The sequence below is a fragment of the Nocardia amikacinitolerans NBRC 108937 genome, assembly GCF_001612615.1.
Classification (GTDB): Bacteria; Actinomycetota; Actinomycetes; order Mycobacteriales; family Mycobacteriaceae; genus Nocardia; species Nocardia amikacinitolerans.
In genome coordinates this window covers 233770-248564 of the sequence record NZ_BDAU01000004.1, presented here as the reverse complement: position 1 = coordinate 248564, position 14795 = coordinate 233770, and the positions used below count along the sequence as shown (strand labels likewise).

Genomic DNA, 14795 nt, shown 5'->3' with positions numbered 1-14795 from the left:
GGACGGTTACTCAGGCCCAACCCTACTCAGCCTCACGGTGCTCGAATCGCACCCGTGAGCAACGCCTCACGTCCCACACACCCCGTGTACGCCCCACATAGGCACCGCCTGTGTGGGGCGTACACGGAGTCTGTGGGACCAGACGGCTCAATCCGAGGTCGGCCGCTTCCTGCCCTGTGCGCACAACGGATGCGACGGCTCATGCCCCAGCGTCAGTGTCTCGGAGCTGTGCCGGGCATGCCCATGCGTGAGTGCCACGGAGCTCGTGCCGGGTCCAAGACCGACGGCTCAGCCGAGGTCCGCGACCTCCCGGTCGGTGAGCACGACGGGTGACACGTAGTCCTTGGCGCGCGCCAGTTGCACGGCGCGGTAGAGGGGGCGTTCCTCCAGGCGGGCGTCCCGCGCTTCGGCGCGCAACTGGTGCACGAGCAGCGCCGAGACCGCGACCGCGGCGGCCAGGTGGCTGGCCGCGAGGGCGTCGGCGAGTTTGCGCAGACCGAGCAGGTGCAGCTCCCGTCCGCTGCCCGCGTCGGTGTACATGGCGAGCGGGATCAGCTGAACGTCCGGGCCCGCGGTGACGCGCAGCACGATGCGGCTCAGCCGCGCGGGAAAGACCAGGAGTTCGACGCCGGTGGCCGACGCGACCTCGACCCGCCGTTCGCCGAACACCCGGCGGGCGTGGATGGTGGTACCCGTCACCCACATCCGGCGGCGCCGCAGCGCTAGGGCGTAGCCCACGGTGGGCAGGCCGACGACCAGACCGATGGCCACCGCGATCGGCCACTCGACGACGGTCGCCGCGAGCAGCGCCGCGCCGATCCCGACACCGGCCGCCGCCAGCGCGAGCCTGCGCAGCATCGGCTCGTACATCTCGGGGGCGACGAGATCGAGTCCGACTGGAACCGATTCCGGCTGACCAGGATTCGCGTCCACTCTCCACCTCTCCGCAAGATCACCGCACGGGCGGTGCGCAGACACGGTACCGCGCGCGAATCTCAGGGGTGCGCCGTTGGGCGGGGCACGGGACTTTCGTCCCCGGGCCCCGCCCGCCGAGCCGGGTCAGTGCCCCGCGATCAACGCCTCGCGCAGGACGCCGACGACCTCGCTGAGCGGCACGTGCCGCTGATCGCCGGTCGCCATGTCCTTCACGGCGATGCTGTTCTCGGCCAGGTCGCGGTCGCCGAGCACCACGGTGAACCGCGCGCCGGAACGGTCGGCAGCCTTCATCGCGCCTTTCACGCCGCGCCCGCCGTAGGCGAGGTCGACGCGAATGCCCGCACCGCGCAGCTGCGCGGCGAGCACGACGAGGCGCTGCTTGGCCGCATCGCCCAGCGGCACGCCGAACACCTCGCAGCGCGACGGAACGCCCGCAGACTTGCCCTCGGCTTGCAACGCGAGCACCGTCCGGTCGACGCCGAGACCGAAGCCGATGCCCGACAGCGCCTGACCGCCGAGCTCGGCCATCAGCCCGTCGTAGCGGCCGCCGCCGCCGATACCGGACTGCGCGCCGAGCTGGTCGTGCACGAACTCGAAGGTGGTCTTGGTGTAGTAGTCCAGGCCGCGCACCATCCGCGGGTTCAGCACATACGGCACGCCGAGCGCGTCGAGGTGGCCGAGCACCTGCTCGAAGTGCGTCTTGGCACTCTCGGAGAGGTGATCGATCATCAGCGGGGCGTCCGCGGTGAGCTCGCGAACCTCGGGACGCTTGTCGTCGAGCACGCGCAGCGGGTTGATCTGCGCCCTGCGCTTGGTCTCCTCGTCCAGCGGCAGGCCGAACAGGAAGTCCTGCAACAGCTCGCGGTACTGCGGACGGCAGGTCTCGTCGCCCAGCGAGGTGATCTCCAGCCGGAACCCGTCCAGACCGAGGCTGCGGTAGCCGGCATCGGCGATCGCGATGACCTCGGCGTCCAGCGCCGGGTCGTCCACGCCGATCGCCTCGACGCCGACCTGCTGCAACTGCCGGTATCGGCCGGCCTGCGGGCGTTCGTAGCGGAAGAACGGACCCGCGTAGCACAGCTTGAGCGGCAGCTGACCGCTCTTGTCAAGGCCGTGCTCGATCACGGCGCGCATCACGCCCGCGGTGCCCTCGGGGCGCAGGGTGAAGCTCTCACCCTTGCGGTCGGCGAAGGTCCACATCTCCTTGCTGACCACGTCGGTGGACTCGCCGACGCCGCGCGCGAACAACGCGGTCTGCTCGAACACCGGCAGCTCGATGTGCCCGTACCCGGCCAGTCGGGCCGCATGCACGAGGCCGTCGCGCACGGCGACGAACTCGGCGGAGCCGGGAGGCACGTAGTCCGGTACCCCCCGCGGGGCGGAGAAGCTGCTGGTCTTGGTCACGATGGTCCAGTTTCCACCACCACCGCCCCTCGAGTCCAACCGGTTTGCTCCCGACCCGTCCGAGGAACTTCCGAGCGGTCTCAGGAAGAGATGGCACACTCTTACCTCGGAAGCAAGCCGACACGGGAGGAACGTGGTAGTGCCGAGCAACGAACAGCGACGAGCAGCGGCCAAACGCAAGCTCGAGCGCCAACTGGCCAACCGGGCAGAACGCGCGCGCAGGCGCAAGCAACTGACCATCGCCGGATCCGTGCTCGGTGTGGTCGTCGCCGTCGCCGCCGTCACCGGCGTCTACTTCCTCACCAAGGGCGAGGACAACCAGAACTCCGCTTCCGAGACCAAGGACGCGTCGCTGTCCGCCGCGGCACCGCCGAACGCCAAGGCCAAGCCCGAGCTGGTCGACTGCACCTACCGCGACGGCGCCAAGCCCGCCGACAAGCCGGTGCAGAAGCCGTCCAAGGCGCAGGGCATCCCGACCACCGGCGGCGACGCCAAGGTCAGCGTGAGCATGGACACCAATCAGGGTCCGATCGGCCTGACCCTGAACAACGCCGAATCCCCCTGCACCGTCAACAGCTTCGTCAGCCTGGCCAGCCAGAACTACTTCGACGGCACCGACTGCCACCGGATGACCGCGGACGAGACGCTGAAGGTGCTCCAGTGCGGCGACCCGACCGGCACCGGAATGGGCGGTCCCGGTTACGAATTCGACAACGAGTACCCGACCGATCAGTACGCCGAAGGCGACCCGAGCAGCCAGGTGCCGATCGACTACAAGCGCGGCACGCTGGCCATGGCCAACGCTGGCCCCGGCACCAACGGCAGCCAGTTCTTCATCGTCTACGGCGACTCGCAACTGCCGCCGCAGTACACCATCTTCGGCACCGTGGACGAGAACAGCATGGCGACCCTGGACAAGATCGCGCAGATCGGCCAGGACAACTCCAACGGTCCCGGCGACGGCAAGCCCAACGCGCCGGTGACCATCCAGTCGGTTCAGCTGGACTGAATCCCCGGCAACATCGTCGGGCCCGGCGCCGTGATCGGCGACCGGGCCCGAACCTTATGTGCTACGGCAACTCAGGGTAGGCGAGCCTAATTATCCGGCGGCACAGGACTTGTGCCGGAACTACTCCGGCGCTTCGCTGCGCGTGTCGGAATTGTGCGATATATGCTGTTACGTGGCACGTCCGTACGGTTGTGCCACGCGTTTCTCGGGTAATCTCGAAACAAGGAGTTCGCGTAGCGTAGCCATCCCTAATGGGCGATCCCCAGCCACAAGGGATGCCGACGACACGAGTTCTCCTGGTGTCCACGTTTGCAGGCGGGGCATCCGCCGACGGGCTACAGTTCGCGTGGCGGTGTCCGTGACGAAGCACCACAATCATCCATAGTGATCACTGCAGCATCGGGGAGCAGCCATGTCCGAGGAACTGGACGACATCGGCCGGGAAACCGCGGCCATGATGAAGAGTATGTTGCAGCTGGCGACCCTGGTCGCACTGCGCACCCGTGAGCGTGGTCAGAAGGAAGCCGAGGCGCGCGCGAAGATCACCGAGGCCCGCATGAAAGAGGCTCGCGAACTCCAGATTCGGGAGGCTCGCGACTCCAAGGCCAAGGACCCGCGCAACCTCGAGCTCGCGCGCATGGTGGAGAAAGCGGCGCCGGCCAAAGGCATTTCACTGGAGAAGGATCGTTTCTCCGCGCAGGCCGAAGCCACGCGCATGGCGGCCACCGCGTCCGCCGCGAAACAACCGGTCGTTCGGTACGATTCGGCCGAGCGGCGCATGGCGATCGCGGCGCATCTCTCGCGCATAGGCGTCGCACCGGAATTGGCGGCCGTCCGCATGCTCATCGAGGTAGGGCAGGGACAACCGCCGGAGGAGGCGGTCCGAGCCCGCACCGAGGAGAACCGCTCCGTCGCGGCGCGTGGTCGCGAGCCGGACGCCCGCGGTCTCGAACGCACCAGGCAGTAATCCGCGCGAAAGAACCGAATCCCCGAGAACGCCCGCTGAATTCAGCGGGCGTCTTGGTGTCTGCTAGACCCGGAAGTCGCCGACCGTCGGATCGCCGAACATGCCTTGCGCCGGCGACTTCAGCGGCAGCGGGCTCAGCATGTCCTTGTGCCCGTTGCGCACACTGCAGTACTTGAACGGCCCGCGCGGGTCGAACAGCTTGGTCATGTGCGGGTCGGCGTGATCGAGGAACCAGACACTCAGCCCGGTGCTGGGTTCCATGCGGTAGTGCTCCCAGGCGCGCCACAGTGCGTCCAGCCGCGCCACCGCCTCTGCGTGCTTCCACCACTCGGGGCACCATACGGTTTCGCTGATGTCGGTCACCTGCCGCCGGTAGACCAGGCTCAGGTAGTTCTCGACGAATTCGACGACGTTGGTGTAAATCATGTGCTGCTGCTGTTCGGTCACGACTCCGCCTCGCTGACGCTCGGCTCCGTCGCGACAGCTCGTGCTGTGTTCATGGTTCGCTCGCTACGCGCGCTCACAGGGGCCGAACCTCCTCGACTTGGCCCGCATCGGGTTGTTGCGGTGGGACCTTGGTCAGCGATGGCGAGCCGATCAGGTCGGTGATCTCGGTCTTGCGTTGCGGATCGTGCTGCGCGATCGACTTCTTCACGTCCGCAGCGTACTCGCCCTCCCACCACGGAACCGTTCGGATGAGCACCGCGGGCTGACCCGAGGTGAACACGATCGCGCGGCCGCGCGGCAGCGTGGTGAGCGCGTTGACGCTGAACGTCTTCGACGAGCCCAGCGACCGCGAATAGCTCTTGCCGCCTTTGGATTCCGAGACGGAACCGGAGATGGAGTCGTATTCGCCGATCGCCTCGGAGCGGTCGCGCAGGAAGTTCATGTCGTCGACGCCGCTGCCGAGCACTTTGATGTTGGCCGCCGACCACAGCGCGAGCATGCCCGCGTCGCCCCAGCAGCGTGCGCCCTGCGCCCAGGACTGCAACACCGTCATCACCACGATGCCGCGCGAACCGAAGTGGCTGTACTGCTTGGGCAGATCCTTCCAGCGCACCACGTTCGCCGCCTCGTCCAGCACGGCGAGCAGCGGGATCGGCAGGCGACCGCCGCGCGAGCGGGACGCCTTGCGCATGGCCACGTCGATGACGGCCTCGGTCAGCGCGCTCACCAGCGGCGCCGCCGAACCGCGCCCTTCCAGCGAGAGGCAGTACAGCGTGCCGTTGCGCTCGATGAACTCGAGCTCGTCGAACTGCCTGCGGGTCTGGCCGGTCCGCGGGTCGGTGCCGGGCAGGATCCAGTCGTGCACGTTGGACAGCTGCAGACAGCGCACCATCTTCTTGGCGGTGCCGAAAATGCCGCTGCGGGTACGGGGATCGGCGTTGTACTGCATCGCAAGGCCGGAGGCCATGTAGTGGTGGCGGGCGTTGCGCAGCAGCTCGATGGGTTCGGTGTCGACCGGGTTGGTGACCCAGTCCCACACCTGCACGATCGGCCGCTGGCCGACCGCGGCGGCGAGGAACAGCGCGGCGAGCAGATCCTCGGCCTCGGGATCGAAGAACTCGTCGGACTTGGATTCGGCGCCGTTGTCGGCGTCGGCGAAGTGCCCGGCCAGCCGCTGGGCGCGCATCTCGCAGCCCTCGTGCCTGGCGTCGACCCAGTCCAGCGGGTTCCAGTACCAGCTCGGACTCTCGTCGGCGACGCCCTGCGGGTCGAACACGAAGGTGGGGCTGCCCTTGGACTCTCGTACGTCGCGGGTCGCGTCGACGACGTCGCGCTTGTTCGAGGTGGACAGCACCGGGCCGATGGCGGACAGGATCGCCGGGATGACACGGGACGTCGACTTGCCTTGGCGCGGACCCCAGATGTCCAGGTGCAGGTCCTCGTAGGAGCCGTAGAGCATGACACCGTCGGCGACGCTCACGCCGATCGGCACGCCGGGCGCATCGTCGTAACCGAGGTTCATTCCGAGTTGTTCGGCCTTCTCCCGCACACCGGCCTCGGTGAGCGCGCGGATCGCGCCGCCCGTTCCCATGTACTGGGCCTTCTCGTCGATCGGCAGTGCGCCTTTGGACTTGCGCTTGTTCATCTGCCTGCGCACCACCAGGACGGCGACGGCGCACGAGATCACGAGCAGCAGGATCACCGTCGCGCCGGTCGGCCAGGTGTACTTACCGCGTGCGATCCCGGCGACGATCTCGATCGGATTGATCGGCAGGTCCTGCGGCTCGGCCGCCATCTGGTTGCCGAGATGCAGGGCCACCAAGAGCGTTCCGATCACCACGGCACCGGCGTAGACCGATAACAGACCGAGATCGGGTCCGGGTATCGCCGGATCCGTCACCTTCTTCTTCTTCGCCATGTCTGTCTCCTCGAATCGCCTTGCGGTGGAAAGCGTGTGGTCAGCGGAACGCGTCGAGCCGCCAGCCGTCGGGCGTGCGCACCACGGTGGCGATCACCGTCGCGGGCGCCAGTGGTTCCTTGCGCCCGTTCGGGTAGACGACGGTCTGCTCGATGCCGATCTTGAACTGCGCCAGGTCCGGATCGGGCCCCGGCGGCGGCCGGTCCCCCGAGGCGAAGGTGAACGCCTCGACGGTGGCCTTCGCCTTGGCCCAGTCCGCCCACTGCAGCGAGGGCTTGGGCGTCTCGGTGACCGACGGATCGCCGTCCAACATCCGTATCATGCTGGGCCCCAGCCATTTCCGCGCCCTGGCCAGCGAATCGCCCGGCGCCTCGGTGGCGGGCCGCCAAGTGTAGATCTCGCGCAGCGCCGCCACCGCGACACCGTCCGGCGTCACCGGGTCCGGCGCGGGCACGTTCTCGAGCAGCCTGGTCGTGGACGTGGCGGGTTGCGGCGCACCGGAACCCGATTCGCCGGTCTGGTCGCGCCCGCAGGCCGCGACGGTCATCGCCACGCTCACCACCAGCATCACCACCAGTTTCGCGCGTGCAGTTGCTCTGTCTTTCAAGGCTAACCGCCCGGACCGACACGGTGGCGGTCCGATCAGCACTCGCGCCTCGGCGTGTTCGCTCACAGTACCCTCCGCAGCCGTGCGTCGCCGGGCACTGCGACCTCCATCACGCCGCCGCCCGACCGCGCGTCCGAACCGGGCACGGACTGGATCATGCGTCCGTCACCGGCATAGATTCCGACCTCCGCGGGTCCGCGCGGCCCGAAGGAACTGAACACCAGATCTCCGGGCCGCGCCTTGCTCATCGGCACCTCGACGCCTGCCTCCCACTGCTGTTCGGCGGTGCGCGGCAACGTCACCGCGCCCGAGGAGGCCGCGAACACCGCGGCCGCGGTCAGACCGGGGCCGTCCATGCCGCCGCCGGTTGGCCCCTGCGGCCCGCCGCCGCCCCACACGTACGGTGTGCCGAGCCAGTCGTGCGCGGCCTCCAGGATCTGTTCGCCGCCGCTGCCTTCCTGCGGGCTGAAGCGTCCCGTCGAACCCGGCGCGCGGTACTGCGGTTCCATCGCGAGGATGTTCGCCACGTACGGCCGGGTCTCGGAGTAGTGCGCCGCATACTGATTCGGCATGCCGCCCGACGCGAGCACCGCGCCCTCGCCCGCGTTGTAGGCGGCCAGCGTCAGCGCCGTGACATCCCCCTGGACGCGCCCTTCGGACACCCACTGGCCGACCTTGCGTGCGATGGCGCACATATAACGGCCCTGCCCGATGATCGCGTCGCCGTCGTCCCACACGCTGGCCACGCCGTTGCCATCGGCATCGATGACATACGGCCTGCCGTCGTCGGGGTTGATCGCGGCCGCGGTGCCGGGCAGGAACTGCGCAAGACCCTGCGCGCCCGCCGGCGAGGTGAGACCCCTGCGGAAACCCGACTCCTGCCTGCCTTGGGCGGCCAGCAACGAGGACGTGATCTGCGGGCACAGCGAACCCGCACGGCGGTACCAGATCTCGAGTTCCTGGGGCACCTTGCCCGCGGCCAGCGCGCCGCCCGCGCTGCCGAAGCCGCGCTGGCACCGCGGGTCGGCGGAGTACCACTGCGCGCCGCCGAGGTCCGGGGTGGGCGCGCCGTCCAGCCAGGGCAGCGGGTCGATCTGACGGCCGCCGGTGAAGCGTCCGCCGGGGACGATCTCGAAATGCAGGTGCGGGCCACTGGATTCGCCCGCCGAGCCGACCATGCCGATCTGCTGACCCGCCCGCACGCTCTCCCCCACCCGCACCAGCACGCCGTGGTCCCACATGTGCCCGTACACAGCCGAATACGACCTGCCGTTGGTGTCGACCGAGTCGACGACGATCCAGTTGCCGAAGCCAGAGGCCGGTCCGGCCGCGACCACCCGGCCGTCGGCCACCGAGAAGATCGGGGTGCCGTCGCTCGCCGCCATATCGACGCCGCGGTGGCCGCCGTTGCGGGAGCCGAAGGTGTCCGAGATCGTGAACGTGCCCGCGGCCATCGGCAGGGTGCGCCGGATCGGGCCGATGCCCGCGGCCAGCGAGGGAGTGCCGGTGACGGTCGGATTCGCCTGGGAGGCACTGGGTTCGGCGGCACCTGCGGGACTGGCGCCCGGCGGGTCACCACCCAGCGGAGGCAACGCGGTCTGCGAGGGGCCGAGCACCGACGCGTCCTCGCACGGGTCCTCGACGGCGGGCAGCACCACGACCAGTACCAGGGCGATCAGTCCGATCACCGCGCCGAGGGCCGTCCACAACACGCCGCGGCCGGTCACCACGCCCTCGCACGGGGACGCGGCGGGGCGCCGGAGTTCGAATGCGACTCGGGGGGAATGGTCACGTGTGGCGTCGGGCTTCGTTGAGGGTGTCGGCGAGGGTGCGGTTCATTTCGGCGGCGGCCGCCAATTGTTGTTGCAGCAGCGCCACTTTCCGGCGCAGCGCGGTCGCGTCCATGCGTTCCAGCCCGGGGCCTTCCGCGGCGCGCACCCAATTGCGCACCGAGTTGGTGTGGACGCCGATCTGCTCGGCGACCACCCGGCATGCCTCGGATTCACTGCGTAGTTTGCCGGTCAGCGCGATGACCTGCTCGACGGCGGCCTTACGCACTTCCGGCGACACTCTGCGATACGAACGATGCGGCATCATGCGGCACTCCTTCCGCCGAACAACACCGCCCAACCAGGCGCTCGGCCGATCCTTGTTGCTTCGCGTCCTGGACGGTATCTCATGCCGCGCTCCCGTTCGGGGATTCACCGCCACGCGCGGTGGATTCGGTATTCGGGCCGCCGGTGAATTCACTGAACCGCTGGTTCGTGTCGTGAATCCCGCTTTCCTTCTCCGACAACGTGAATTCCATGTGGAAGGGAATGCCGGGACGCCGATCCTCACCGATCTTCAGCAGGAATTTACCCGTGCCCGGCGGAGAGGGGCGCTGCTGGCCCGGTTTCAGCGCCTCACCTGTCAACGCTTGCGGCGCCGACCATCCGGTCACCATCTCCTCCTCGGCGGAGGTGAAGGGCACCGTGCTGTCGAGCCGCTTGACCTCTTCGGCGGGCAGCGCGCCGAAGATCTTGGCGCGCGCCCGCTCCAGGAAGCCGAGCGCCTTGGCGATCGCGGCTTCCGAGCCAAGTGCCTGCAGGTCCTTGATCGTGTGGCTGATCATGATCAGCGCGGTGGCCAGGCCGCGCTGCAGACGGGTCAGCTCGTCGACGCGGTCGACCATGAAGTCGCCGAGGCCGAGCACCTGCCACAGCTCGTCCATCACCACCTGGAAGTAGCGCTGCGGCCCGAGGCCCGCGTCGGCGAGCACGTGCGCGGCCTCCACCGAGGCGAAGCCGTCGGCCCAACAGGCCAGCATCACAGCGGCTTTGAGTTTCTTGTCGCCGGTCGGGATGTGCGAGACGTCGATGCAGACGGCGACCGCCTCGGTGTCGATCGGCACCGAGGTCTGGCCGTTGAAGACCGCACCGAACGGACCCTGGGTGAGCGCGCGCAGCGAGCGGCGCAGGTTCTTGATCGCGACCTGGTATTCGGCGGGATCGTCGGCGCCCGCGTCGAGCTGGAGCTCCTCGCCGCCTGCCTGGATCACCTCCAGCAGGTTCTCCATGATCGGCGGCTGGTCCGGGGTATAGCCGCTGCCCGGCTGGTAGAGGATGCGCAGCGCGGTCGAGATGAGCGTTTCCTCGTAGTCGCGCACCCGCGCGCCGCGCACCAGCTCGATCAGGCCCGCGATCAGTGTGACCTGCCTGGCCCGCATGTCTTGCAGCACTTGCAGTTGCAGCGCGGGGAACTCTTCCAGTCGCGGTACCACCGAGCCGAGCACACCGGCCGCCAGCGGGTTCAGCTTGCCGTGACCGTAGCCGAGGTCGATGATCTGACCGCCGACCAGTTCGACCAGCTTGCGGTAGTCGGGCTTCACGTCGGCGAGCACCAGCGGCGTGATGCCCTGCGCGATGCCGCCGAGCACGATCCGGCGCACCAGCGAGGACTTGCCGAAACCGTTGAGGCCAAGCACGAAAAGGCTCGGCGCGGTGATGAAGCTGCCGCGCATGAACCAGTTCATCGGGTCGAAGCAGACCGGCGCTCCGGTGTGCAGGTGTGAGCCGAGCGGCGTGCCGATCAGCGGCGCGCCGGCGCCGACCGACCACGGCCACAGACCGGCCACCTGCGCCGTGGTGGCGCGGTATTCGACGGGGCGGCCGACCACGTTCATCCGGCCGCCGCCCGCGCCCGCGTACCCGCGGTCGGTGAGTTGGGCTGTGCTGCGGTCGAATCCGTCCTCGATGGTCTGCTCCGCGCGCGCGGCGTAGTTACGGCGGCGGATGTCGTCGGTGCGGATGCGGAAGGTCGCCCATGCCGCGCGCAGGCCGGAGCCCTCCCGGCTGACGGCCTCCAGCCGTGCCCGCGTCGCGTCGTCGAGCAGCGGCGGGCCGGACTGTTTGCGCTTGTCCGCCTTGGCTTTCGCGCGCCGGGCGGCCTTGTCCATGTGCGGTGCGCCCATCGCGCGGTCGGCGGTGTAGTCGACCTTCGCCGGGCGCTGCGGTGCGCGCCCGCCGCGACCGTTGTCGGAGCGGACGGGCCGTTCGCCGCGCACCGGGCGGTCGGCGGGCCGTTGCGGCCGAGCGCCGTTGGCGCGCGCGCGTTCCTGAGCGGCCCGCTCGGCCCGCGCGTGCTCGGCGCGTGCCCGGTCCATCGGAGGGCGGTCGGCGTGCGCCCGCTCGGGACGGACGCCGTCGGCGCGGCCGGGGCGCGCGCGCCGCTCGCTCGCGTCCCGAGACGGCCGGCGCTCCCGATCGGACATCTCCCCCAGACCGGTCCGCTCCTCGCCGCTCACCCGCGCCTGGTCCCCGGCCGGACGCCGCCTCCGCTCGGGCATCTCCTCGCTGCCCGAGCGCTGCCCGCCGCGTTGGCTCGTGCCCTCGACGGGCGGGCGGTGCGGCCTGCCCTCGGCCGAGGGGCGACCCCATGCCTCGCGTTCGGCGTCCTCGCGTCGCCTGCCTCGGCGCGCCTGCGCCTCGTCGCGCTCCCGTACGGGTGGCTCGTTGTCGCGTGCCATGAATCGCTCACCCCGCCAATGCCTTCGGAATCGTCGCGTGCTCCGGCAGGATCACCCCGCACCCGAGGGAGGCCGCGAAGGCCGCCGCCTGGTACCGGTAGCACCGCCGGATCTTCAAACGCGCCTGGGTCGACAGGTCGCGCGTGATGGCCTCGATGCGCGGCAGGTCGCCGCGCAGGGGCTCGGTGATGGTCACCAGCGCCCCGAAGCGGGTCACACCGTGACCCCTCGCCTGTTCCTCACGGGCCTGCTGGGTGGCGCCCACCCGCAGGGTCGCGGCCGCCGAGACGACGCCGCGTTCGCTTTGCTGCGCCACTAGCGCGTTCTTGAAGTCGTCGTCGACGATCTCGGCGGCGTCGGCGGCCGAGTGCGGCCGGTAGACGATGGCGATGCGCTTGCGCGGCACCTCCGGGTTCGGCGCCAGCAGCCGCTGCAACACCCGCTCGTCCACCGCGCCCTCGGGGGCGGCGTCCATCTCCCAGGTGACCGACCGGCCGCCGTCGTGGATGAAGTGGTCCCACTTCTCGTCGTGCGAGACCGGGCCCGCGTCGGCCCAATCCAGCCCGTGCCCTTCGGGTTCGGAGGCCGCGACCTCGAGGTCGGCCTGCGAGGCAGGGTCGTAGCTGCGCCGGATGAAGGCGATCACCTCGTCGGCCGACATCGGCTGGGCGCGCACGCCCGCCTCGGCGAGCGCCGCGCAGATGCCAGGCAGCCGCCTGCCGATCTCGACGGCTTCCTCGGCCGGGTTCTTGCGACGCTCGGCGGTGGTGGCCTTGAACGTGATGGCGACGCGCGGCAGCAGCTGCACCCGCTCCTGCGGCAGCTCGGTGGCCAGCTCGTACATCACCTGCTGGGCCAGTTCCGGCGCCTCGGGGCGGGTGATGGTGGAAACCTCGGTGAGCAAACGGTTTCCGGTCTCGGGGACGGTGTCGATGACCGGGACAACGGCCACGATGTCGCTGGTCTGGCCCACCGAGGCGAGGAAGGTGCCCCATGCCGAAACCCAGCGGTCGATGACCGGCTGGTCCACCGCCTCGTGACCCTGCGGCCAGGCCCGCAGCACCACGGTGTACTGCGCGAACTGCGGCAGGTGGATCATGCCGAAGCTGTAGCCGCCCGCGTCGATGCCCTCGTACAGCTTCGAGGGCGCGAGCAGCCCGGGCAGCCGGGTGACGCCGCCGGGGATCCGGGAGAACCGTCCGCCCCGATACACGTGTTCGCCGCGGTTCCGCGAGCGCATCCAGTTGAACATCATCAATCCCGTCTCGTAGCCGGAGCGGCCCCCCGTCCGCCACACCAGTGGAACCATCACGGCGACGCCGACGCCGCCGACGACGAGACCCCATTGGAAGCCGCCGACCATCGCGCAGATCAGCGCCGTGATCACGACGACGAAGCCGATCACGGTCTCTTCCCAGCGCAGGCCGAAAAGGCCTGCGCTGCGCGGCTTCTGCCACAGCCCGTAGGAGCGGCGCTCGTAGGGTTCGGTCATCGTCATCGCGGAATGGTGCTCCTCCCGAGGTCGGGCGACCGGTTCGCCCAACGGTCGCCTGCCACATCACCCATGGAATCGTCGGCGTTGCGCATGCTGCCCGCCGCGGCTCTCGCCGCGCCGATGCGGCCTGCCGCTCGCGCCGCTCCGGACGGTACTCCGGCCGAGCCCTGCGGCTCGGAGGCGCGCGGTGGTTGACCCGCCGCGCCACCGCCACCACCGCCGCGCGGAGGCGTGGGACGTGGTGCGCCGCCGCCGCGTCCGCCGCCGGCGCCACCCGGCGGGCGCGGCCCCGAGCCGCTGCCGCTGACGTAGCCCGCCGAACCAGGAGACGCCGCGGCCTTCACCCCGACCGCCTTGGTGCCCATGGCGCCGAGCGCCAGCGCGCCGACCACGGCGCCGCCGGTCCAGGCCAGACCCGAACCGCCGGAACCGACGATCGCGACGGCCGGGGTGACCAGGCGCATGAGCGCGGGCAGCACGAACGCCACGCTGCACAGCAACACGATGGCGACCAGCATGCGCTGTGCCTCTTCGCCTTCCGGCAGGCCGGTGGTCGAGGTGAGCCCGTCGACGTGGCCCGCCGTGGTGAACGCGATCATGTAGACGATCGCCGCCACCGGTTTGAACAACATGAAGGCGATGATCCAGCCGATCAGCTTCTGATACGACGATTTACCGATGTTCATGCCGGACGCGGCGGCCGCCAGCGGCAGCACGCCCGCCGCGATGATCAGCAGACCCTGGCGGACGATGGCGAACACGATCTGCGCGAGCGCGCCGAGCAGGCCGACGATCGCGATGATCAGCACCAGACCCGGCGAGAAGGCTTGCAGCTTACTGGTTTTCACCATCAGCTCGGCCAAATCCTTGGCGTTGCCGTTGGTCGAGTCGTTGATGATCCACTCGGCGAACCGATCCGAGGCCTGGGTACCCGCCACGATGATGGCGCCGAGCATCCAGGAGCTGAACACCACCCTGGCGAACATGCGGAAGGATTCGGCCGCTTCGCTCACCGCCGCACCGCGCCTCGCCTCGGCGAGTCTCGCGCCCGACAGGATGACCGAGGCGATGAGCAGCAATATCTGAATCTGATACGTGTAGTCGTTGATCCTGGTGAACAACGACCCGTTGTCGCTCGCCGCCTCGTTGGGCACCTTCATCCAGAACGTGAGCGCGAGGATGATGGCCTCGCCGAGGCCGTTCATCAGCGAATCCACCACCTTGCCGAAGGTGGAGTCCCACGCCTTGTCCTTGACGGCGGTCGCGGCGTCGCCGGGATGCGACGCGGCGTTGCCCGCCTTGCACACCGCGGATGCGGCGTCGCCGAGGGAGATCCCCGGCAGGCCGACTCCGTCGAGGGTGTCGTGGATCTCGTTGCAGGTCTCGTCGAAGCCGTAGGTCTGGCCGTAGGCCACCGTCGGCGTCGCGACCATCACCGTGAAGACGACCGCGAGGATCGTCACCAGTTTTCTCACCATCGTGTCCACCCCTCGATGCTCCGCAGG

12 protein-coding genes are annotated in these 14795 nt (G+C 69.4%); 2 read left to right on the top strand and 10 right to left on the bottom strand.

What is annotated here, in order from left to right; all coding sequences use genetic code 11:
* Positions 1–288: 288 nt before the first annotated feature.
* Positions 289–870, bottom strand: a complete 582-nt coding sequence (locus NAM01S_RS05150) for a hypothetical protein (protein WP_067779972.1) — start codon at positions 868–870, stop codon at positions 289–291.
* Between the two features lie 189 nt (positions 871–1059).
* Positions 1060–2340, bottom strand: a complete 1281-nt coding sequence (gene hisS / locus NAM01S_RS05145; RefSeq protein ID WP_067779970.1) for a histidine--tRNA ligase — start codon at positions 2338–2340, stop codon at positions 1060–1062.
* A 139-nt stretch (positions 2341–2479) separates the two neighbouring features.
* Here hisS and NAM01S_RS05140 point away from each other — a divergent pair, with 139 nt between their 5' ends.
* Entirely contained in the window at positions 2480–3349 is an 870-nt protein-coding gene (locus NAM01S_RS05140; protein WP_067779967.1) for a peptidylprolyl isomerase, read from the top strand.
* Positions 3350–3761: 412 nt separating this feature from the next.
* On the top strand, positions 3762–4316 hold the full coding sequence (locus tag NAM01S_RS05135; protein WP_067779964.1) for a hypothetical protein: 555 nt from the start codon (positions 3762–3764) through the stop codon (positions 4314–4316).
* Positions 4317–4379: 63 nt separating this feature from the next.
* On the opposite strand, the gene NAM01S_RS05130 is transcribed toward NAM01S_RS05135, so the two are convergent.
* From NAM01S_RS05130 to NAM01S_RS05095, 8 genes are all read right to left on the bottom strand, one after another.
* Positions 4380–4763, bottom strand: coding sequence for a DUF4913 domain-containing protein (locus NAM01S_RS05130; RefSeq protein ID WP_245910580.1), 384 nt, complete (start codon positions 4761–4763; stop codon positions 4380–4382).
* Positions 4764–4836: 73 nt separating this feature from the next.
* Positions 4837–6681 carry a type IV secretory system conjugative DNA transfer family protein gene (locus tag NAM01S_RS05125; protein WP_067779961.1) on the bottom strand — a complete coding sequence of 615 codons (1845 nt, stop codon included), beginning with the start codon at positions 6679–6681 and terminating at the stop codon, positions 4837–4839.
* A 40-nt stretch (positions 6682–6721) separates the two neighbouring features.
* Entirely contained in the window at positions 6722–7249 is a 528-nt protein-coding gene (locus tag NAM01S_RS05120; protein ID WP_169810807.1) for a hypothetical protein, read from the bottom strand.
* Positions 7250–7350: 101 nt separating this feature from the next.
* Positions 7351–9015, bottom strand: a complete 1665-nt coding sequence (locus NAM01S_RS05115; protein ID WP_067780164.1) for a peptidoglycan DD-metalloendopeptidase family protein — start codon at positions 9013–9015, stop codon at positions 7351–7353.
* Between the two features lie 61 nt (positions 9016–9076).
* Positions 9077–9385 carry a transposase gene (locus NAM01S_RS05110; RefSeq protein WP_067779958.1) on the bottom strand — a complete coding sequence of 103 codons (309 nt, stop codon included), beginning with the start codon at positions 9383–9385 and terminating at the stop codon, positions 9077–9079.
* 79 nt (positions 9386–9464) lie between these two features.
* Positions 9465–11795 carry a hypothetical protein gene (locus tag NAM01S_RS05105; protein WP_067779955.1) on the bottom strand — a complete coding sequence of 777 codons (2331 nt, stop codon included), beginning with the start codon at positions 11793–11795 and terminating at the stop codon, positions 9465–9467.
* 7 nt (positions 11796–11802) lie between these two features.
* Positions 11803–13293: an SCO6880 family protein gene (locus NAM01S_RS05100; protein ID WP_067779952.1), complete on the bottom strand. Its 1491-nt coding sequence runs from the start codon at positions 13291–13293 to the stop codon at positions 11803–11805.
* Positions 13290–14768: a hypothetical protein gene (locus NAM01S_RS05095; RefSeq protein ID WP_067780161.1), complete on the bottom strand. Its 1479-nt coding sequence runs from the start codon at positions 14766–14768 to the stop codon at positions 13290–13292. The genes NAM01S_RS05100 and NAM01S_RS05095 overlap by 4 nt, the downstream gene beginning before the upstream one ends.
* Positions 14769–14795 lie beyond the last annotated feature (27 nt).